This is a genomic window from Thermomonas carbonis (assembly GCF_014396975.1).
Lineage (GTDB): Bacteria > Pseudomonadota > Gammaproteobacteria > Xanthomonadales > Xanthomonadaceae > Thermomonas > Thermomonas carbonis.
Genome location: NZ_CP060719.1, coordinates 1,300,008 through 1,321,412 on the forward strand (window position 1 = coordinate 1,300,008; position 21,405 = coordinate 1,321,412).

Below are 21,405 nucleotides of genomic sequence, written 5' to 3' on the forward strand. Positions count from 1 at the left end.
CCGGGCTACGTCCGTCGAACTTACAGCGACTTATCGATCATTTGCGCCAGCTGTGCCTTGCCGACCGCGCCGATCTGGGTCGCCTGCACCTGGCCGCCCTTGAACAGCAGCAGCATCGGGATCGAGCGCACGTGGTAGCGCATCGCGGTGGCCTGGTTCTGGTCGACATCGACCTTCACGATCTTGGCGCGGCCGGCGTAGGTGCCGGCGAGGTCGTCCAGCGCCGGCGCGATCATCTTGCAGGGGCCGCACCAGGGTGCCCAGAAATCGACCAGCACGGGCTGGTCGGAAGCCAGGACCTGATGGTCGAAGTCGGCGTCGGTGACGTGCAGGACGGTGTCGCTCATGGTGTCTCCAATGGCTCACGGGGCCGTGCGCAAGGGGGCGGCGGCCGGGGTGATAGGATGATGGGGTTGCATCCCGCCACAACCAAGGCGGGTGCCGTGCCGGGAATGACCAGACCCGGAACCTGTCCCGGCAGTCTGCGTGGCTGCCCCCAATTCATGCAAGCGCGGATCGTGGCGTCCCCTGGAACGCCGCATCGAGTCCGCCGGAGGCCGCCCCATGTCCGACAAACCGCTGACCGACGTCACCTTTTCCTCGTTCGACCTGCATCCGGCGCTGATCGCCGGGCTGGAAGCCGCCGGCTTCACCCGCTGCACCCCGATCCAGGCGCTGACCCTGCCGCTGGCGCTGGCCGGCCGCGACGTCGCCGGCCAGGCCCAGACCGGCACCGGCAAGACCCTGGCTTTCCTGGTCGCGGTCATCGACCGCCTGCTGAAGCGCCCCGCGCTGGCCGACCGCAAGGCCGAAGACCCGCGCGCACTGATCCTGGCCCCCACCCGCGAGCTGGCGATCCAGATCCACAAGGACGCGGTGAAGCTGGGCGACCAGCTCGGCCTGAAGTTCGCCCTGGTGTACGGCGGCGTGGACTACGACAAGCAGCGCGAGCTGCTGCAGCGCGGTGCCGACGTGATCATCGCCACCCCTGGCCGGCTGATCGACTACGTCAAGCAGCACAAGGTGGTCAGCCTGCACGCCTGCGAGATGTGCGTGCTGGACGAGGCCGACCGCATGTTCGACCTCGGCTTCATCAAGGACATCCGCTTCCTGCTGCGCCGGATGCCGGAGCGCACCACCCGGCAGACGCTGCTGTTCTCGGCCACGCTCAGCCATCGCGTGCTGGAGCTCGCCTACGAGCACATGAACGAGCCGGAAAAGCTCGTGGTCGAAACCGAATTCATTACTGCGGCGAAAGTCCGGCAGAAGCTGTACTACCCGGCCGACGAGGAAAAGCTGCCGCTGCTGATCGGCCTGCTGTCGCGCAGCGAAGGCGCGCGGACGATGGTATTCGTCAACACCAAGGCGTTTGTCGAGCGCGTGGCCCGCGGGCTTGAACGCGCGGGTTATCGCGTCGGCGTGCTCAGCGGCGACGTGCCGCAGAAGAAGCGCGAGTCGCTGCTGAAGAAGTTCCAGGCCGGCCAGCTGGAATTGCTGGTGGCCACCGATGTGGCCGCGCGCGGCCTGCACATCGATGGCGTCTCGCACGTCTACAACTACGACCTGCCGTTCGATGCCGAGGACTACGTGCACCGCATCGGCCGCACCGCGCGCCTCGGTGCCGAGGGCGACGCGATCAGCTTCGCCTGCGAGCGTTACGGGATGTCGCTGCCCGACATCGAGGCCTACATCGACCAGAAAATCCCCGGCGAACACGTCACCCCGGAGATGCTGATCGCGCTGCCGCGCAAGCCGCGCGAAGGCGTGGAAGCCAATCCCGAAGATGGCGAGAGCATCGGCGAGATCTTCAAGGAAGTGCGCGAGGCACGCGCCGCCGAAGACGCCAAGCGCGGTGGTGGTCGTGGCGGTCCGCCGTCGCGCGGTCGTTCCGGCGAACGCAGCGGGTCCTCGTCCCGCTCTGGCTCCAGTTCGAGTTCCGGCGAACGCCCCGCGCGTGGCCCGCGTCCGCCGCGCAAGCCACGCGTCGAAGGTGAAGCGGTTGCCGCTGCCAATGTCGATGCCGTGATGCCCGCAGCCGCGGCACCCGCGCAGCAGGCAGTACCTTCGACCACCGGCATCGAGGACGACGCGCGCAAGCCGCGCAAGCGTCGCCGCCGCCGGCATGGCCGTCCGCTGGAAGGCGAGGCCGGCACCACGCCGAATGCAACGACTGCGGCTGGCGACAAGCCTGCGGCCACACCGGCATCGGGCGGCGACAAGCCTTCGCTGTTGAGTCGCCTCGGTCGCCGCATCAAGTCGCTGGTCGGCGGCTGATTCCGCCGGCGCGTCAGCGCGCCGGACACGCTGCGGGGGTCGTGCAGACCCGCGCGCGCACCTTCTCCAGATAGGCCAGCATGCTCGGCGCGGGATCCTTCACCGTGTCCCGCACCGTGTCCGCGCGTCGCAATGCGGCGGCGGCCCCGGTAGTGTCGCCATTGGCCAGGCGGACATCCGCCACGGTGGCCCAGGTCGAGGCGTGGCGGCCATTCGGTACCTCCGCATAGACGCGGTCGGCCATCGCCCCCGCGTCCTCCGCTATCGGCAGCGCCTGCCTGGCCTCACCCACGTCCAGCGACACCCGCGCGACATTGGTCAGCGCGGTCAGGGTCATCGGGTGCTCGCTGCTGAACACCTTGCGGCGCATCGCCAGCGATTGCCGATGCAGGGCGAGTGCCGCTTGCGTGTCGCCGCGATCTTCGGCCAGCAGCGCGCGATTGTTGAGCAGGATCGCCTGGTCCGGACTGCCTTGCGGATACGCCACCGCCATCGCCGCCTGTGCGCTTGCATACAGCGTGTCGGCACGGGGCAGGTCTTCCAGGCCGTGCGCGGCATGCGCCAGGTTGGACAGGATGTTGACCCGGTCCTTCTCTGCCGCGCCGGGATGCGCATCGAACCAGGTCATGCTCTTGCGCAGCCAGGGATCGGCCTGGCGATAGTCTTCGCGCACCAGGTACAGATTGCCCAGATTGCCCAAGACGATGCCGTACAGCGGATCGTCGGTCAGGCGATTGCGCTCCAGCCGCGCGATCACCTCGCGGAAACCGGCTTCGGCTTCCTTGCCGCGATCCTGTTCCTGCCGTAGGTAGGCGATCGCGTCGCCGATGCGCAAGCTGCGGATGTCGTCGTCGCCGAACGCCGCGCGACTTTCCGCCAGTGCCTTGCCCAGCTGCGCCTCCGCGGCGTCGAGCCGGTAGCGGCTGAGCATGCTGTAGGCGATGCCGAAGCGGATCTCCGCGGCCAGCTCCGGGCGGCTGCCGAAACGTTCGTCGATGCGAGTGGCGGCGACATCCAACGCTTCGCTCAAGGTCAGCTCGCGGTCGGCGTCGAACGGATCCGAGGCCTGCGTGACTTCCAGCAGGAAGTCGTTCATTTCGCGCAGGTCGGCGGCACCCTGGCGTGCCTGTTGCGCCTGCCACATCGCAATACCCGACGCGGCCAGCACCGCCGCCAGCGCCAACGTGCCTGCAGCCACGCCCAGCGGGTGCCGGCCAACGAACTTGCGCAGCCGGTAACCCGCCGAATCCGGATGCGCCAGCACCGGCTTGCCCTGCAGCCAGCGCTCGATGTCGGCGGCCAGCGACTGCGCGGTGGCGTAGCGGCGCGCGGCGTCCTTGTGCATCGCCTTGGCGACCACGTGCTGCAGATCGTCGGTCAGTTGCGATGCGCGTTCGCCGCGCGACGGATCAGCATCGCCGGCGCGCTGCAGCACACTGCGCAATGACGGCGGCTCGCCATCGCAGATCGCCCGTTCGGCTTCGGCCGGGGTCAGCCCGTCCAGCCGATACGGGCGCTCGCCGGCGACCAGCTGGAACAGCAGCACGCCCAGCGAATACACGTCGGACGCGGTGGTCAGCGGTTGCCGGCGCACGTGTTCCGGGCTGGCGTAGGCCGGGGTCATCGCGGTCAGCTGGGTCGCGCCGGGATCGCCATTGGCATCTTCGCCGAGGGTGCGCGCGATGCCGAAGTCGAGCAGCTTGGGTTCGCCGTCGCGGGTGACCAGGATGTTGTCCGGCTTGAGGTCGCGGTGCACGACCAGGTGGCGATGCGCTTCCTGCACGCCGGCGCAGACCTTCAGGAACAGGCGCAGGCGCGCGCGCAGGTCGAGCGCGTCGCGGTCGCAATGACCGGTCAGCGATATGCCGTCGACGAACTCCATCGCCAGCCACGGCAGGCCGGACGCGGTGCGCCCGCCGTCGAGGATGCGCGCGATGTTGGGATGCTGCAGGCGGGCCAGCAGGATCCGTTCCTGCTCGAAGCGCGCCAGCATCTGCCGGCGGAATTCGGGCGCCGCCATAAGATGCAGCGGACGGATCAGCTTGACCGCCACGTCCTGGTCGTAGCTGCCGTCGGCGCGGCGTGCGCGGTAGACCACACCCATGCCGCCGGCATCCAGCCGCGCCAGCAACTGGTAGTTGCCCACGTGCTCGCCGATCGCCGGGAAGCCTTCCGGCTCCGGCGCACTCGCGCTGTGTTCGAGGAAGCCGCCGAGCGAACATTCGGTGTCCAGCAGGCGTTGCACCCGCAACCGCAGCGCATCCGGCAAATCCTGCGCTGCGAGCCAGGTCTTGCGTTGTTCGCCGGGCTGCTCCAGTGCGCGTTCGAACCAGTCCAGCACGGCGCTTTCGGTCGACGTCTCTGTCGGCACTGTCATCGGTGCATCCCCTGTTGGCGCGCCTGTTCGCGCGTCGCGTCTCGGCGATGCCACCGTAGCAGGCGGCGATGCGCACCTGCCGTGCACGCACCGTTGCTAGACTCGGGTGCATGTCTTCGAGCGACGATTTCACTGCGCTGTTGGGTGCCTGGCGCGCGGGCGACCAGACCGCACGCGATCGCCTGGTCGGTATCGTCTATCCCGAGCTCCGCGCGATCGCGCGCCGGCAACTGGCCAACGAACGCGGCGACCACACCCTGCAGCCCACCGCGCTGGTCAACGAGGCCTACATGCGGCTCAGCCGGCTGGACCGCATCGACTGGCAGGATCGCGTGCATTTCGTGCGGATGGCGGCGCGGTTGATGCGCGAGATCCTGGTCGACCACGCGCGCCGGCATGGCGCCGGCAAGCGCGATGGCGGCGAACGCGTGCCGATCACCCAGGTCGACGTGGCCGCGTCGGTCGGCGACATCGACATGCTCGCCCTGGATGGCGCGCTGGATCGGCTGGCGGCGATCGACCCGGCGCGCGCGCAGCTGGTCGAACTGCGCTACTTCGGCGGCCTGACCATCGAGGAAACCGCAGAGGCGCTGTCGATCTCCCCGGCCACGGCCAAGCGCCACTGGCAGGCTGCGCGGGCGTGGCTGTTCGAGGCCCTGTCCGAACCGTCCTGAGCGATTGTTTGGCGATGTGGCGTGCATGGCTCCCGGCGCTGGGCAGTCCGTCGTGCATGCACAGGCGCACTCCGGGGCGAAGCCGGCTCATCGTCGCAGTGATCGCGATGACGTGAGCCGATTGGCCGGCGTCCTGCGCCTGTTGGTCTGACAGGACATTCCGTCCGGAGATCAGCGCATGGCACAGCATCGGGGAACGCAACTGGCATTGATCACGGCGCTCGCCTTGGCGGGTTGCCAGCAGGGCGGCAGCCCGGCGCAGGAGATCGTGGCGCAGGGCACAACGCCGCAAGGCATGACGGAGGGCTTCCCCGCGGTGGCGATGACGGACGCCGCAGCGCCTGCGGTCACCGAAGCCGGAAGCATGCCGCCGCTACTCGACACCAGCCGCATGCAGGCCGCGCAAATCGTCGACAGCAACGGTTTCGGCCAGCCGATGGTCGCCGCGGAGCTGCAGATTCCCGCCGGCTGGCAGGCGGTAGGCGGGGTCACCTGGAATGACGCCACCAACTGCATCGCCAACCAGTTGCAGATCGGCTGGAGCGCGATCGGGCCGGACAGCCTGACCGCGGTGGAAATCCTGCCCGGCTTCAACTGGCAGGTCGCGGGTACCGAGATCCAGATGAATCCCTGCCCGTCCGCGCCGTATCGCAGCACCCGCGAATTCCTCGAAGCCACCGTGCAGCGCACCCGGCCCGGTGCGCGCGTGCTCGACTACCAGGATCAGCCCGAGATCGCCCAGCAGATGGCGCGCGCCGCGCAGGCGCGACCGCAAGCCAACCAGCAGGCGCAGGTGCGCCATGACGCCGGCCGCCTGCTGATCGCCTACCCCAAGGATGGCGTGGACATGCGTGAGGTCCTCACCGCCACGGTGAGCTTCTCGTCGATGCAGGGCAACGTGGTGGGCGGCACCGCGACGATCAGCTCGATTCGCGCGCCAAACAACCGGCTGGACTTCGACCTCGGCACGCGCGTGCTCGCCGGCATGCGCGCCAACCCGCAGTGGTTGGACGCGATGAGGCAACGCAGCATGGCCAACCTGCAGCGGGTCAGCAACGCGCAGAGCAGCAGCATCAACGACTGGCACAACCGGCAGATGGCGATCATCAACGCACGCGGCGCCGCCGACCGCGCGGCGATCCGGATGCGCACCAATCAGGAGGTCTCCGGCATCTACAACGCGATCGCCGCCAACACCAGCGCGACCAGCGACAGCATGCACAAGACGACCATGTCCGGCGTCCGGGAGGTCAACAACTACGCCGGTGTGGATGGAAGCACGGTGCAGTCCAGCATCCATGGCGGCAGCCAGGTGTTCCAGGACACCGCCAATCCCGCCAATGCCTACAGCACCGATGCGCCGTACCCCAGTCCGCCGGCCGGTTATGTCGAACTGGAGCGCGAGCAATGAGCACGATGACCAGGTGGGCGGGATGTCTCTCGGTGGCGATCGCCGGTTGTCTCGCGATACCCGCTGCATTCGCCCAGGACAGCTTCGGCAGTCCGGCGCGCCCGCAAGCGCCGCCTGCACGCCCGACAACGGCGCAGCAGCCGATGCCGCAACGACCGATGCAACAACCCGCACCGACCTCGCGGTTGCCGGAAATGGCGATGCCGATCGGCCTTGCGAATGGCGAAGCGCAGGATTTCGGCGTGGCACCGACTGGCGAGCTGCGCGCCAGCCAGCAGCTGCACGGCCCCACCCCGACCTCGATCCCGGGCGGCAAGGTCATCGCGACCCGCCAACTTTCGCAACTGCTGCAAGGCGGCCAGGGCAACGTGCTGCTCCTGCATGCCTACGGCGCACCCGAACATCTGCCGGGCGCGCAGGCGGCCGGTCCGGCATCGCAGGGCGGCAGTTTCGACGACCAGGTCCAGCGCGAATTCGGCCAGTACCTGCGCCAGGCCACCGGTGGCGACACGTCGCGCATGTTGGTGGTGTATTGCGCGGGACCACAGTGCTGGGGTTCGTACAACGCGGCGCTGCGCGCCATCCGGATGGGGTTCCGCAACGTGCATTGGTATCGCGGCGGCGTCGAGGCCTGGCGACAGGCGGGTTTGCCGGTGCAGGGCGGGCAGGGTCGTCCGATGCCGCCATCGACCGCACCGGGACAGGGCACGGCACCCGCGCGCCAGGGATGGTGATTCCGCTTCCACGCCCGCGACACAGGGAGGTGTGCGGGCACCACGCGCAATGCGCAGCACCAGGAGGCTGGCCCGGATGGTCCTGGCGAATCGTTCGCCATGGTCATCCGGGCCAGGCCGTTTGCCGGCAATCGCGGATCCCGCTGATTGGTCTTGCGATGTAGCTGGCGGTTGCGATCAGCCGCTGCTGCGCGATCCGGCGGACGCGGTGCCGCGCTGACGTCGCGCTGGTCGCGGCCAGCGGCTCGGGCGATACTCCCTGTCCGCCCGCTCACGATCCCCCGCGATGACGGTCCTGCGTTTCGACAGCGTCAGCAAGCAATACCCCGGCGGGCACACAGCCCTGTCCGAGGTCAGCTTTGCCGTGGACGCCGGCGAGATGCTGTTCGTCACCGGTCATTCCGGTGCCGGCAAGAGCACCCTGCTGAAGTTGATCCAGCTCGCCGAGCGGCCCAGTCGTGGCGCGGTGCTGTTCGGCGACCGCAACCTGCTGAAGGTGCGCGGTGGCGCCATCGCCCGGCATCGGCGCAGCGTCGGCGTGGTCTACCAGAACCACCAGTTGCTGATGGACCGCAGCGTGGCCGAAAACGTCGCCCTGCCGCTGGTGCTGCGCGGGATGAAGCGGGCGGAAACCGGCAAGCGCGTGCGTTCGATCCTGGAACGCCTCGGCCTGGGCGCGCGTGACCGTGCGCTGCCCTCGCAGCTGTCCGCGGGCGAGCAGCAACGCGTGGGCATCGCCCGCGCGGTGGTCGCCGAGCCGACCCTGCTGATCGCCGACGAGCCCACCGGCAACCTCGATCCCACCCTGTCCGCCGAGATCATGGCGTTGTTCGCCTCGCTGCCCGAGCGCGGCACCAGCGTGCTGGTCGCCAGCCACGACCTGGGCCTGGTCAAGCGCATGAAGAAGCGCGTGCTGGTGCTCGATCACGGCCGGTTGCTGGACGACATTTCGCCGGAGGACCTGGCGGATGAATGAGCAGGCATCGGCGAACGCGCAGGCCAGTCGCTTCGGCGCATGGCTGGACCACCACGGCTTCAGCATCGTCGCCAGCCTCGGCCGGCTGCTGCGCAAGCCGTGGGCGACCCTGCTCACCGTCGGGGTGATGGCGGTCGCGCTGGCGCTGCCGCTGGGCCTGTGGGTAGTGATGCAGAACCTGTCGCGGTTGGGCGGCGAAGTGCAGTCCTCGCGCGATGTCGCCGTGTTCCTCAAGCCGGAAATCGACGCCGCCCGGGCGCAGGCCATCGCCGCCACCCTGCGTGCGCGCGGCGATGTGGCGAAGGTCGAGCTCATCGCCCCCGAACAGGCCTTGCAGCAATTGCGCGCTCGCGACGACTTGGCCGCGGCCATCGATGCACTGGGCGAAGAGGCGGCGCGCGCGGCATTGCCCAGCGTGCTGCGGGTCAGCCCGCGCGGCGACGAATTGCTGTTGGCGGAATCGCTCAAGGCACTGCCCGACGCCGAACGCGTGCAGCACGACGCGCTCTGGCGCGAACGCCTCGATGCGTGGCTGCGCTTCGGTGGTCGCGCGGTGCTGGTGCTGGCCGCGTTGCTTGGCCTCGGCGCGTTGCTGGTGGTCGGCAATACCGTGCGCCTGGACATCCAGTCGCGCCGCGAGGAAATCGGCGTGCTGCAGTTGCTCGGCGCGAGTGATGGATTCGTGCGCCGGCCGTTCCTGTATCTCGGTGCGTGGTACGGCCTCGGCGCGGGCGCATTGGCGCTGGGCGTGCTGACGCTGGCCTGGCTTGCGCTGCGCGAGCCGCTGGCCGACCTCGCCGCGCGTTATGGCAGCAGTTTCGCGTTGCAGGGCCTGCCGCCGTTGCCTGCGTTGGCAGTGCTGGCCGCTGCCGGATTGCTTGGCTGGCTTGGGGCCGGTGTCGTGACCGGCCACTATCTGCGGCAGACCCGCCCAGTGGAGCGCTGACATGGCCAACGATCTCCGTCACGTCGTCGGCGATGCCCCGCGGGTGATGGTCGTCGATGGCAGCAAGCTGGTGCGCAAGCTCATCGGCGACACCTTGTTGCGCGAATTGCCCGGCACCGAAGTGATCGGTTGCGCCGGCATCGCCGAAGCGCGCGCGATCCTGGCCAACGGCGCGGTCGACCTGGTGACCACCGCACTGGTCCTGCCCGACGGCGATGGCATGTCGTTGGCCCGCATCGTGCGCGAGGCGCAGGGGCAAGCCTACGTGCCGGTCATCGTGGTGTCCGGCAATGCGCAGGAGATGCTGGAAACGCGCGCGTTCACCGAAGACGTCACCGATTATTTCGACAAGTCGCTGGGCCATGGCGCGCTTGCCGCGTTCATCCGTGGCTATGTGCAGCCTGCACCGATCGAAGGCGCGCGGATCCTCTATGTCGAGGACAGCCGGGTGGTGGCGGTGGCGACCAAGCGCATGCTGGAGCGTCAGAACATGCAGGTGTTGCATGTCCTCAGCGTGGAGGATGCGCTGGAGCACCTGCACCGCTTCCGCGGGCGCACGGATGGCGATGTCGGTGCCGACCTGGTGCTCAGCGACGTGTATTTGAAAGGCATCCTCAACGGCCACGATCTGCTGGCGCAGATCCGCACCGCCTTCGGCTACGGCAAGCGCCGGCTGCCGATGGTGATGATGACTGGCGACGACAACCGCGATAACCAGGCTTCATTGCTGCGCGATGGTGCCAATGACCTGGTGCTGAAGCCGATCGAGGAACGGCTGCTGGTGACCAAGGTGCTGTTCCAGTTGCGCCTGGGCAAGTTGCCGGAGCCGGGGAAAGGGTGAGTCTCCAGAAATCTTCGCGTGTGCGCCGATCAGCTGGCGGTTGGCCGGGGGTTGCGCAACCAAGCGAGTATAGGGGAGCGACTTGCGCAACCCCCGGCCAGCCGGCTGCGACGCAACATGGCTGACATCCGCCTCGAACCCAGCTGGAAATCCCGCATCGGCGACTGGTTCGCGCGCGAGGACATGCAGCAGCTGTCGGCCTTCCTGCGCCAGCGCAAGGCGGCCGGCGCAACCGTGTATCCGGCCGGCGCGAACATCTTCGCCGCCTTCGACGCCACCCCGTTCGATGCGGTGAAGGTCGTGATCCTCGGCCAGGACCCGTACCACGGGCCGGGGCAGGCGCACGGGCTGTGTTTTTCGGTGCTGCCCGGTGTGGACGTGCCGCCGTCGCTGCAGAACATCTACAAGGAACTGGCCAGCGATGTCGGTTTCGCGCGTCCCGATCACGGCTGCCTCCTGCCGTGGGCGCGGCAGGGTGTGCTGCTGCTCAACAGCGTGCTGACGGTCGAAGCGGGCCAGCCCGGTTCGCACCAGGGCAAGGGTTGGGAAGGCTTCACCGACCATGTGGTGGACGTGCTCAACCGCGAGCGCGAAGGCCTGGTGTTCCTGCTCTGGGGCAGCTACGCGCAGGCCAAGGGCAAGGTCATCGATGCGCGCCGGCACCGCGTGCTGAAGGCCCCGCATCCGTCGCCGTTGTCGGCGCATCGCGGCTTCCTGGGCTGCGGGCATTTTTCCGCGGCCAACGAGTACCTCGCGCGCAACGGGCAGGCACCGATCGATTGGACCTTGCCATCGCGTGCCGCGCTGGATGTATCCGCCGTCCGCTGAATGCCTCGCGCGATCCGCATTGGGTGCGCAATGATCGATGTCGGATCTTCGTATTGCTGAGCTGCATTGCGCCGCGCGGTTGATTTGCCGCGCGGGCGCACGCATCTCGATCACATCGCAGAATTTTTGCAGGACGCCATGGACAACCCGCTGCTCGACTTCTCCGGCCTGCCGCGCTTCGACGCGATCCGCGCCGAACACGTGGCACCCGCCATCGACACCTTGCTGGCCGAAGCCGAAGCTGCGGTCTCGCATGCGGAAACCGTCGCGGCGGTGACGTGGTCGAGTTTCGTGACCCCGCTGGAAGACGCCACCGAGCGCCTGTGGCGGTCCTGGGGGCAGGTCGCTCACTTGCAGGCCGTGGCCGACACCCCGGAGCTGCGCGAGGCCTACAACGCCAACCTGCCGAAGGTGACCCGATTCGGTGCTGCGCTGGGCCAGAACCTGGCGCTGTTCGCGCAGTACCGCGCGCTTGCGACATCGCCGGAGTTCGCGCAGTACGACGCCACTCGCCGCAAGGTCATCGACAACGCGCTGCGCGATTTCCGCCTCGGCGGTGCCGAGCTGGACGATGCCGGCAAGGCCCGTTTCGCCGCGATCCAGGAAGAACTCTCGGCGTTGTCTGCGACGTTCTCGCAGAACGTGCTCGATGCGACCGATGCTTTCAGCCTGCACATCGACGACGAAGCGCGACTGTCCGGCCTGCCCGCCGACGTGATCGCCGCCGCGCGCGCCGCCGCCGAGAAAGCCGGCAAGTCTGGCTGGACGCTGACCCTGAAGATGCCCTGCTATCTGCCGGTGCAGGCGTACGCGGGCGACCGCGGGTTGCGTGAAGCGCTATATCGCGCCAGTGGCGTGCGCGCCTCGGAACAAGGGCCTGCCGCACTCGACAACAGCGGTCACGTCGACCGCATCCTCGCCTTGCGCGCGGAGCTGGCGGAGCTGCTCGGTTTCGCCAGCTATGCCGACTATTCGCTGGCGACCAAGATGGCGCAATCGCCCGCGGCCGTGCTCGCATTCCTGCGCGACCTCGCCAGCCGCGCGCTGCCGTTCGCGCGTCGTGATCGCGAAGAACTCGAAGCGTTCGCCCGCGACGAGCTCGGCATCGACGACCTGCAGCCGTGGGACGTGGCCTATGCCAGCGACAAGCTCAAGCAGGCTCGCTACGGCTATTCCGGACAGGAGGTGAAGCGCTACTTCACCGAACCGAAGGTGCTCGCCGGCCTGTTCGAGGTGATCGAGTCGCTGTACGGCGTGCGCGTGCGCGAGGACGGCGCGCCGACCTGGCATGCGGACGTGCGTTTTTTCCGGCTGGAGGATCGCGACGGTCGCTTGCTCGGCCAGTGTTACCTCGACCTGTACGCCCGCGAGGGCAAGCGCGGCGGCGCGTGGATGGACGATGGCCGTAATCGCCGTGTCATCGCCACCGACACGCTGACGCAGGCTGTTCAAACGCCCCTCGTATATCTGGTCTGCAATTTCGGCAAGGGTGTGGACAGCCAGCCGGCGACCTTCAGCCACGACGAAGTGACCACTCTGTTCCACGAGATGGGCCACGGCCTGCACCAGTTGCTGACCGCGATCGACATATTGCCGGTGGCCGGCATCAACGGCGTGGAGTGGGACGCGGTGGAGCTGCCCAGCCAGTTCATGGAGAACTTCTGCTGGGAATGGGCGCGGGTGCAGGCGATGACCGCGCATCTCGATACCGGCGCGTCGCTGCCGCGCGCGCTGTTCGACGGGATGCTGGCGGCGCGGAATTTCCAGAGCGGCATGGCCACCGTGCGCCAGCTGGAATTCGCCCTGTTCGACATGGCCATCCATGGCGATTTCGATGCGGTGCATGACAGCGTGGCCGCGTTGCTGGAGCGCATCCGCGACGAGGTCGCGGTCAACCGTCCGCCGGCCTGGCACCGCTTCCCGCAGCAGTTCAGCCACATCTTCGCCGGCGGGTATGCGGCCGGGTACTACAGCTACAAATGGGCCGAGGTCCTCAGCGCCGACGCCTACGCGGCTTTCGAGGAAGCCCCCGAGCGGCTGGCCGAAACCGGCGCGCGGTTCCTGGCCGAGGTCTTGTCGCGCGGTGGCAGCCGCAGCGCGCTGGAGAACTTCACCGCCTTCCGCGGCCGTCCGCCCAGCATCGACGCCCTGCTCCGGCATGCGGGCATGGCCGAAAACGCGGCCTGACGCGACCGGGATCCCGGGACTTGAGGTGGGCGAGGGGCATCCCCACGTCGGTTTGACGGGGCCTGTGCCTCAATGGGGTCTTTGGCGCGCCAGCGTTCCATGAATGCAACAGTAGTGAACTATTGGCAGGGTTAGCAGTCGGATATGTCGACTGCTAACATCGCCCACATGAACGGAGCAACCATGTCTACCGCCCTCGTCGCCAACAATCTGCCGATCCCGAGCGCCATGGGTTCGCTGGAGGCCTACATCGGCGCCGTGCACCAGATCCCCGTGCTCACCGTCGAAGACGAACAGCGCCTGGCCCATCGCCTGCGCGAAGACAACGACATCGCCGCGGCGCAGGAACTGATCCTGTCGCACCTGCGATTCGTCATCCACGTGGCCCGCGGCTACAGCGGCTACGGCCTGCAGATCGGCGACCTGATCCAGGAAGGCAACATCGGCCTGATGAAGGCGGTGAAGCGGTTCGACCCGACCGTCGGCGTGCGTCTGGTGAGCTTTGCCGTGCACTGGATCCGCGCGGAGATGCACGAGTTCATCATCAAGAACTGGCGCATCGTGAAGGTCGCGACCACCAAGGCGCAGCGCAAGCTGTTCTTCAACCTGCGCAAGAGCAAGACCCGCCTGGGCTGGCTCAACGCGGCGGAAGTGAGCGCGGTGGCGAAGGATCTCAACGTCTCCGAGCGCGAAGTGCTGGAAATGGAATCGCGGCTGTCCGGTCGCGACATCGGCTTCGATGCGCCGGACGATGCCGACGACGACAACGCGCCGCCGGCGCCGGCGAATTACCTGGTCGCCAACAACGACATCGATCCCGCGATGGCCTACGAGTCCGCCAACGACGAGGACAACCAGCTGGATCTGCTGCGCGAAGGCATGGCGCAGCTCGATGCGCGCAGCCGCGACATCATCAAGCGCCGCTGGCTGGACGCCGACAGCAAGGTGACCTTGCAGGAACTGGCCGACGAATACGGGGTTTCCGCCGAACGCATCCGCCAGGTCGAGGCCAACGCGCTGAAGAAGATGAAGGCATTGTTCGCGGCGTAAGTGCAGCCGCATCGATGCAATCAAGACGGCCCGGAGCGATCCGGGCCGTTTTCGTTCGGGCGATCAGGGCGTGTCGGCGTCGCGCGCCACCGGCAACCGCCACCCTCGCCGAATCGCCATGAAACGCAGGCCGAAACACAGCAGCGCGCCGACCACCATCGCCGGTGCCTGCGGCCAGCCGAGTGCGTGGGCGATGGCGACGATGCCGCCGCCGACCAGTGCGGCGACCGCGTAGAGTTCGGTCTGCTGCAGCACCACCGGCGTGCGTGCGACCAGCAGGTCGCGGGCGATGCCGCCGCCGATGCCGGTGATGATGCCGAGCAACGTCGCTGCGAACGGCGACAGGCCAAAGGCCAGCGCCTTGGCGGTGCCGAGCACGGCGAACAGGGCGAGTCCGGCGGCATCGAACATCAGCACCGGATTGCGCAGGCGTTCGATGATGCCGTGCCAATGGAACGTCACCACGCCCGCCAGCATCGCAGTCGACAGCAGCGTCCAGTCTGCCAGCGCGGCGGGCGGCACCGCACCGATCAGCACGTCGCGGACGATGCCGCCGGTCACCGCAGTGGCGCAGGCCAGCACCAGCACGCCGAACAGATCCAGCCGGTGGCGAACCGCCAGCACGCCGCCGCTGAGCGCGAACACGAAGATGCCGATGAGATCGAACAACTGGATCGCGAACGACATCGTGGTCATCGTCTTTCGCCGCGCCCCAGGATGATCCGCGCCGCGCGCTGGTAGCTCCAGTACGCCCACCACCAGTTGAGCAGCACCACCAGGCGGTTGCGGAAGCCGATCAGGAAGAACACGTGCATGACCAGCCAGAACCACCACGCCAGCACGCCGGAGAACCTGATCTTGCCGAGATCCACCACCGCGGCCATGCGACCGATGGTGGCGAGGTTGCCGTAGTCCTTGTAGGCGAACGCGCTGGTCTTGCCGCCCGACAAGCGCGCGCGGATGTTGCGTGCGACCAGGCCACCCATCTGCTTGGCCGCGGGGGCGACGCCGGGCACCGGCTTGCCGTTGGCTTGCGTGAGCGAAGCAAGGTCGCCGGCGACGAAGATGTCCGGATGGCCGGGCACGCTGAGATCCGGCTGCACCTGCACGCGCCCGGCGCGATCCAGCGGCGCACCGAGCAGTGCGCCCAGCGGTGAAGCCGCCACGCCTGCGGCCCAGACCACGGTCTTCGCGGGCACGAACGCATCGCCCAGTTGGTAACCGTCCGCGTTGATCTCTTTCACCGGCGTGCCCAGCGCGACGTCCACGCCGAGTTTCTCCAGTTGCCGTTTCGCCTTCGCCGACAGGTCTTCGGGGAATGCGGCGAGCACGCGCGGCCCGGCTTCGACCAGGCGCACGCGCGCCTGCGCGGGATCGATGTTGCGGAATTCATCCTTCAGCGTGTGCCTTGCGATCTCGGCGAGCGTGCCGGCGAGCTCCACGCCGGTCGGGCCGCCGCCGACGATCGCGAAATGCAACCACGCCTCGCGTTCGGCGGGATCGGTCGCGGCTTCGGCGCGCTCGAACGCGAGCAGCAGCTTGCGGCGCAGGTCCAGCGCATCGTCCAGCGTCTTCAGGCCGGGCGCATGTTCGGCCCAGTGGTCGTTGCCGAAGTACGCATGCGTCGCGCCGCTGGCGAGCAAGAGAGTGTCGAAGTCGAGCGCGCTGCCATCGTCCAGCGTGATGCGTTTCGTGTCGGCGTCGATGCCGGTGACCGTCGCCATCCGCACTTCGACGTTGCGTTGCGCGCGCAGGATGTGGCGCAGCGGCGCGGCGATGTCCGGCGCGGACAGGCCGGCGGTGGCGACCTGGTAGAGCAGCGGCTGGAACAGATGGTGGTTGCCGCGATCGACCAGGGTGATCCGCAGCTTTGCCGAAGCAAGACCACGCACCGCCCACAGGCCGGCGAAGCCACCGCCGATGATCACGACATGCGGCTGGCCTGTGGTCATCGCGGCATCCTCAACCGAGCTTGGCGGCCAGCAGCGCTTCCAGCTTGCGCTGGTCGGCGGCGAAGTTGCGGATGCCCTGGGCGAGCTTGTCGGTGGCCATCGCGTCCTCGTTGTGCTGCCAGCGGAACGCGGCTTCGCTGAGCGGCGCAGGCGGCGCGGCGCGTTCGCCGTTGTCGACCAGTGCGCGTTCGAGGCTTGCATCCGACGATTCCAGCGCCGCCAGCAAGTCCGGCGAAATCGTCAGCCGGTCGCAGCCCGACAGCGCCAGCACTTCGCCGGTGTTGCGGAAGCTGGCGCCCATCACCACCGTGCCGTAGCCGTGCTGCTTGTAGTACTGCCAGATGCGCTGCACGGATTGCACGCCGGGGTCGTCCTGCGGCGTCGCCGGCGTGGCCATGCCGTTGGCCAGGTGCCAGTCGAGGATGCGGCCGACGAAGGGCGAGATCAGGAACACGCCGGCCTCGGCGCAGGCGACGGCCTGTGCGAACGAGAACAGCAGGGTGAGGTTGCACTGGATGCCTTCGCGTTCCAGCCGCTCGGCGGCGCGGATGCCTTCCCACGTGCTCGCAACCTTGATCAGCAGGCGGTCGGTGCCGATGCCGGCATCCGCGTACAGCTGCACCAGCTTGTGCGCCTTGGCGACGGTCGCCTCGGTGTCGAAGCTCAGCCGAGCATCGACTTCGGTGGAGACGCGCCCGGGTACCAGCTTGAGGATCTCCCCACCGATCGCCACCGAAAGACGGTCACCTGCATCGCCGACCTTGTCGTCGCCGCTGGCCGCCGCGATCGCGTCGTCGATGTGCGACGCATAGGCCGGTAGCGATGCCGCCTTCAGCAACAGCGACGGATTGGTGGTCGCGTCCATCGGCTTGAAGCGGGCGATGGCCTCGATGTCGCCGGTATCGGCGACGACGACGGAATGCTGGCGGAGCTGTTCGAGTTGAGTGGTCACGTGGGCGGTCGCGAAGGGGCGTGCCGCGATTGTCGCCGATGCGGCGCACGCGACCAATGCGAAGTCGCGATGACCGCCGCCGGGAACGGCATGCCGCCGTCGCTCAGTAGAGCTCGACCGGATCCACGTCCAGCGACCAGCGCACCTTGCGCGCATCCGGCGCGGCGTACAGCGCGGGCATCACCACCTCGAGCGCCACATGCAGGTCGCGGCGCTGGGCCGCGGAGAGCACCAGTTGGGCGCGCTGGTAGCCGGCGCGGCGCGGCATCGGTGCCGGCAACGGACCGGAGGCTTCGATGGCGAAGTCCTTCGCCGCCGCCTTCGCCACATGCAGGAACTGCATCGGCGGATCGGCATGCCGGGCCTCCGCGCGCAGCAGGGCGAGATGCGCGAACGGCGGGAAGCCGGCGGCCTGGCGCAGTTCGAGTTCGCCCTCGGCGAAGGCGTGGTAGCCGCCATTGACCAGGATCTGCAACAAAGGGTGGTCGGGATGATGGGTCTGCAGCAGCACGGTGCCGGGCTTGTCGGCGCGGCCCGCGCGGCCGGCGACCTGCACCAGCAACTGCGCGAGCTTCTCGCTGCTGCGGAAATCGGCGGAGAACAGGCCTTCGTCGATGCCGACCACCACCACCAGGGTCAGGTTGGGCAGGTCGTGGCCCTTGGCCAGCATCTGCGTGCCGACGAGGATGCCGGGCTGCGCGCCGAGTTCGTCGAAGTGCTGCTGCAAGGCATCGCGATGACCAGTGCTGCCGCGGTCGATGCGCAGCACCGGCATGTCGGCGAAGCGCGCCTGCAATTCGGCCTCGATGCGTTCGGTGCCGTTGCCCTGCGGCTGCAGGCCCAGGCTGGCGCAATCGGGGCAGGCCAGCGGCGATGGCCGGCGATGGCCGCAGTGGTGGCATTGCAGGCGCCGGCCATGCGCATGCACGGTCATCGGCGTCGGTTTGTCGGGCGTGCTGCAACGCGGGCAATGCGCGCTCCAGCCGCAGTCGTGGCAGAGCAGCACCGGCGCGTAGCCGCGGCGATTGCGGAACACCAGCACCTGGCCGCCGGCATCCAGCGCACCGCGGATCGCCAGCAGCGCGTCCTCGCCAAGGCCGGCATGCAGCGGCCGCTTGCGCACGTCGAGCACGCGCACATGCGGCGGCCTGGCGTTGCCGGCGCGATGGCGAAGGCGCAGGTGTACGTAACGGCCGGCCTGTGCGTTGTGCAGCGATTCCAGCGAGGGCGTGGCGCTGCCCAGCACTGCCGGCACGCCGAGCGCGCGGGCGCGGACGATGGCGACGTCGCGGGCGTGGTAGCGGATGCCGTCGAACTGCTTGTAGCTGCCGTCGTGTTCCTCGTCGACCACGATCAGGCCGGCGTCCGGCAGCGGCACGAACACCGCCGAGCGGGTGCCCACGATCACCCGCGCCTGCCCGCGCGCGGCGGCCAGCCAGACCCGCGCGCGCTGGTTGTCGTTCAAGCCGGAATGCAGGGCATGGACCGGCACCCCAAGACGCTTGCGGAAACGCGCAAGCGCCTGCGGGGTGAGGCCGATCTCCGGCACCAGCACCAGCGCCTGCTTGCCACGGGCGAGGCAGTCGGTGATCGCGTCCAGGTAGACCTCGGTCTTGCCGCTGCCGGTGACGCCGTCGAGCAGGAACGCGGCGAAACCGTCGGCGGCGCGGACGGCGTCGGCGGCGACACGCTGTTCGTCGTTGAGCGAAAAAGCGGGGTCAGAGTCGCCTTTCCGAGGGAAAGGCGACTCTGACCCCGCTTTCTCCCGCTCCACCAGGCCGCGCTCGCGCAGGCTGCGCAACGACGCGCGCCAACCGGGAACTTCGTCGTCCAGCCAGTCCTCGGCGCGCACGCTGGCCAGCAACGTCGCCAGCGCCTTCGGCTTGCCGTTGCGCATTGCCGGCAGGGCGGTGTGGCCGGCTTCGGTCAGGACCCAGCCGTAGGCGGTGGTGTCCGCCGCCGGTTCGCCACGGCGCAGCGCGGCCGGCAGGGCGGTGGCCAGCACTTCGCCCAGCGGCGCATGCAAATAACCGGCCAGCCACTGCAGCGAGGCCAGCAACTCGCCACGCAGGAGTGGCTGCGGATCCGGCAGGGCCAGCGCCTGGCGCAGTTCCACGCCCGGTTCGGCATGGCCATGGCCGATGACGATGCCGCAGGCCTCGCGCGAGCCGAACGGCACCTGCAGGCGCTGGCCGACAGCAATCGCGTCGGTGGCCAGCCCGATGGGCGGCAGGTAGTCGAACAGCCGCGGCAGCGGCACCGGCAGGGCCACGCGCAGCACGGGGGTCGGGGCCGGCATCGCGCCAGTCTAGCGGGGCGGCGCCGGGGCGCTGGCCAGTTGCAGCGCAATGCTGAGCCAGCGCGCACCAAAGTGCCCCAAGTGCCTGTTCCTGCTGGGAAAGCCTGTTTATCCACATCGCATGTGGATAAGTCTGTGCACGGACTCCGGATGAGCCTGCGCGAGGGCCGCCACATGGGCCTTGTCCGGCCGCTGGCGAAAAAACCGCCATTCGGGTCATTCCCTTGAAAATCAATCACTTGGTCGTGAAACACGGTTGTCATGATCCGTTCCAATCGCGTGAAACCGGGATCCGTGACGATTTATTGACGGCTGTGCACAACTGGTTTGCCCACAGCCCGCGCCACTGCTCGCGGAGCCACCCATGCGGGGCGTGTCAAGCGGTTTTTCGGACGGCTTGCGGCAGGTCGCCCGGCTAAGATGGGGCGTGCCCGTGACTTGCCCATGACCCCGGCTGCGCCCGACACCCCTTCGCCGGCGGCGGTGACCGCGTTCCTGCGCGGACTCGACCGTCGCGCCCGCCTGTTTGCGGGCGTGCAGGCCGGCGACGAGGCCTCGGCCCGGCATGCGCTGGCGGTGGTCGCCCGCGTGTTCGCCGGCGAGGCCGGGCAATGGCCGCTCGCTGAATGGCCGCGCCAGTACTGGCGCCTGCTGCTGGCCGCGCCGTCGATGCGCAAGCCGCCGGCCGAGGCTTCCGCGCCACGCTTGCCGGGGATCGCCCGCCTGGCGGTGGAGACGCGTGCGGCGGTGCTGCTGCACCTGGTTGCCGCGCTGGACGATGCGGATGCGGCCGGCGCGCTCGGCATCGACACGGCGGCCTACCAGGCACGCATCCGCGACGCCCTGCCGCTCGACGCGCTGGGCCAGCCCGATGTGGATGTCTGGCGCACCTGGCGCGCGGCGGCGGAACGCGAACTGGCGCAGCTGGCAGAACCCGAAGCGCCGAAAGTGGGGTCAGCGAAAGTGGGGTCAGAGTCGACTTTCCCCCGGAAAGTCGACTCTGACCCCACTTTCGCTGACCCCACTTTCGATACCCGCCACCGCCATCGCCTGCGCTGGCTCTGGGCCGGCGTGGTGTTGTGCGTGCTGGCGTTGATGGCCACGTTCTTCCTGCATCCGCGCGGGCGCGAAGTGCTCGATCAGTGGCGCGCGGAGATCAAGCGCGAACCGCTCGATGCCGCGGCAGCGCCCAAGGCGCGTTTCGATGCCGGCGACCTTGCCCTGCATCCCGACCGCGAATTGCTGTCGATGCCGGGCGAACTCGGCTTCGCCGTGCAACTGCCGCTGCTCGCATGGCTGGAGGTTGCCGGTGCCGATCCGCGCGCGGCCGATGCGGTGCGCTTGCCGGTGATCGTTGCGGCGACGGATGCGGGCATGTCCATCGCAGCGGACGACGCGGCGCCGTTGCCACGCGTGCAGCGCTGGGATGCCTTGTCGCCGACATCGCGCGCCACCCGGCGTGGTGCCTGGCAGGCCTGGCGCACGTTGCGGCCTGCAGAGCGCGTGCGCCTGCGTGCCATCGCCACGCGCTGGCGTTTGCTGGGCAGCGAAGAACAAGCCGCATTGCGAGCGCGTTTCGATGCGCTGCCGGCGGATGCCCGCCACGGCTGGTGGCTGGGGCCGGACATGGGCCGGCATTGGCCACGGGTGGCCGCGCTGTTTGCGTTCGCGCCGGCAAGCCAGCGCGATGCGCTGTTGGCGTTGCTGCGCGCCGCGGATGCCGAAGACATCGACGCACTGGAACGGCTGGCGCAGATCACCCCGCCGGAAGAACGCGATGCCTTGCGGCTGGATTTGCTGCGGGTACCGCTGGCGCAACGGCGGGCGTGGATGCTGGCGAAAGTGCAGGGCTGACCGTACCTGCTGTTGCGGCCGCGCGGGGCCTATGCCGAAAAGCGTCTGCG

Annotated in this window: 17 protein-coding genes; 11 read left to right on the forward strand and 6 right to left on the reverse strand. The window is 68.7% G+C overall.

What is annotated here, in order from left to right; all coding sequences use genetic code 11:
- Positions 1-20 precede the first annotated feature (20 nt).
- Positions 21-347: a thioredoxin gene (gene trxA, locus H9L16_RS05945; protein ID WP_187553621.1), complete on the reverse strand. Its 327-nt coding sequence runs from the start codon at positions 345-347 to the stop codon at positions 21-23.
- 217 nt (positions 348-564) lie between these two features.
- On the opposite strand from trxA, the gene rhlB reads away from it, so the two are divergent.
- On the forward strand, positions 565-2,274 hold the full coding sequence (gene rhlB, locus H9L16_RS05950; RefSeq protein WP_187553622.1) for an ATP-dependent RNA helicase RhlB: 1,710 nt from the start codon (positions 565-567) through the stop codon (positions 2,272-2,274).
- 13 nt (positions 2,275-2,287) lie between these two features.
- Here the strand turns inward: rhlB and H9L16_RS05955 are convergent, their stop codons facing one another.
- On the reverse strand, positions 2,288-4,651 hold the full coding sequence (locus tag H9L16_RS05955) for a serine/threonine-protein kinase (protein WP_187553623.1): 2,364 nt from the start codon (positions 4,649-4,651) through the stop codon (positions 2,288-2,290).
- Positions 4,652-4,761: 110 nt separating this feature from the next.
- Here H9L16_RS05955 and H9L16_RS05960 point away from each other — a divergent pair, with 110 nt between their 5' ends.
- The 9 genes from H9L16_RS05960 (at position 4,762) to rpoH (ending at position 14,298) form a co-directional block, all read left to right on the forward strand.
- On the forward strand, positions 4,762-5,325 hold the full coding sequence (locus H9L16_RS05960) for a sigma-70 family RNA polymerase sigma factor (RefSeq protein ID WP_187553624.1): 564 nt from the start codon (positions 4,762-4,764) through the stop codon (positions 5,323-5,325).
- A gap of 178 nt (positions 5,326-5,503) precedes the next feature.
- Complete coding sequence (locus H9L16_RS05965; RefSeq protein WP_187553625.1) at positions 5,504-6,736, forward strand: hypothetical protein; 1,233 nt, start codon at positions 5,504-5,506, stop codon at positions 6,734-6,736.
- Positions 6,733-7,470, forward strand: a complete 738-nt coding sequence (locus H9L16_RS05970) for a rhodanese-like domain-containing protein (protein WP_187553626.1) — start codon at positions 6,733-6,735, stop codon at positions 7,468-7,470. The genes H9L16_RS05965 and H9L16_RS05970 overlap by 4 nt, the downstream gene beginning before the upstream one ends.
- Before the next feature lie 286 nt (positions 7,471-7,756).
- Entirely contained in the window at positions 7,757-8,446 is a 690-nt protein-coding gene (gene ftsE / locus H9L16_RS05975) for a cell division ATP-binding protein FtsE (RefSeq protein WP_187553627.1), read from the forward strand.
- Positions 8,439-9,392, forward strand: coding sequence for a permease-like cell division protein FtsX (ftsX, locus tag H9L16_RS05980; protein WP_187553628.1), 954 nt, complete (start codon positions 8,439-8,441; stop codon positions 9,390-9,392). The genes ftsE and ftsX overlap by 8 nt, the downstream gene beginning before the upstream one ends.
- Before the next feature lies 1 nt (position 9,393).
- The gene (locus tag H9L16_RS05985) at positions 9,394-10,233 is read left to right on the forward strand and encodes a response regulator (protein WP_187553629.1); all 840 of its coding nucleotides are present in this window, start codon (positions 9,394-9,396) and stop codon (positions 10,231-10,233) included.
- A 117-nt stretch (positions 10,234-10,350) separates the two neighbouring features.
- Positions 10,351-11,061, forward strand: coding sequence for a uracil-DNA glycosylase (ung, locus tag H9L16_RS05990; protein WP_187553630.1), 711 nt, complete (start codon positions 10,351-10,353; stop codon positions 11,059-11,061).
- Positions 11,062-11,199: 138 nt separating this feature from the next.
- Positions 11,200-13,248 carry a M3 family metallopeptidase gene (locus H9L16_RS05995; protein ID WP_187553631.1) on the forward strand — a complete coding sequence of 683 codons (2,049 nt, stop codon included), beginning with the start codon at positions 11,200-11,202 and terminating at the stop codon, positions 13,246-13,248.
- A 168-nt stretch (positions 13,249-13,416) separates the two neighbouring features.
- Positions 13,417-14,298, forward strand: coding sequence for an RNA polymerase sigma factor RpoH (gene rpoH / locus H9L16_RS06000; protein WP_187553632.1), 882 nt, complete (start codon positions 13,417-13,419; stop codon positions 14,296-14,298).
- Positions 14,299-14,361: 63 nt separating this feature from the next.
- Here the strand turns inward: rpoH and H9L16_RS06005 are convergent, their stop codons facing one another.
- From H9L16_RS06005 to H9L16_RS06020, 4 genes are all read right to left on the reverse strand, one after another.
- Entirely contained in the window at positions 14,362-14,985 is a 624-nt protein-coding gene (locus H9L16_RS06005) for a trimeric intracellular cation channel family protein (protein ID WP_187554072.1), read from the reverse strand.
- A gap of 5 nt (positions 14,986-14,990) precedes the next feature.
- Positions 14,991-16,250, reverse strand: a complete 1,260-nt coding sequence (locus H9L16_RS06010) for an NAD(P)/FAD-dependent oxidoreductase (RefSeq protein WP_187553633.1) — start codon at positions 16,248-16,250, stop codon at positions 14,991-14,993.
- 10 nt (positions 16,251-16,260) lie between these two features.
- Positions 16,261-17,202, reverse strand: coding sequence for a transaldolase (gene tal, locus H9L16_RS06015; RefSeq protein WP_187553634.1), 942 nt, complete (start codon positions 17,200-17,202; stop codon positions 16,261-16,263).
- Positions 17,203-17,305: 103 nt separating this feature from the next.
- Positions 17,306-19,501, reverse strand: a complete 2,196-nt coding sequence (locus H9L16_RS06020; protein ID WP_187553635.1) for a primosomal protein N' — start codon at positions 19,499-19,501, stop codon at positions 17,306-17,308.
- Positions 19,502-19,945: 444 nt separating this feature from the next.
- On the opposite strand from H9L16_RS06020, the gene H9L16_RS06025 reads away from it, so the two are divergent.
- Complete coding sequence (locus H9L16_RS06025) at positions 19,946-21,355, forward strand: DUF3106 domain-containing protein (protein WP_187553636.1); 1,410 nt, start codon at positions 19,946-19,948, stop codon at positions 21,353-21,355.
- Positions 21,356-21,405: the final 50 nt, after the last annotated feature.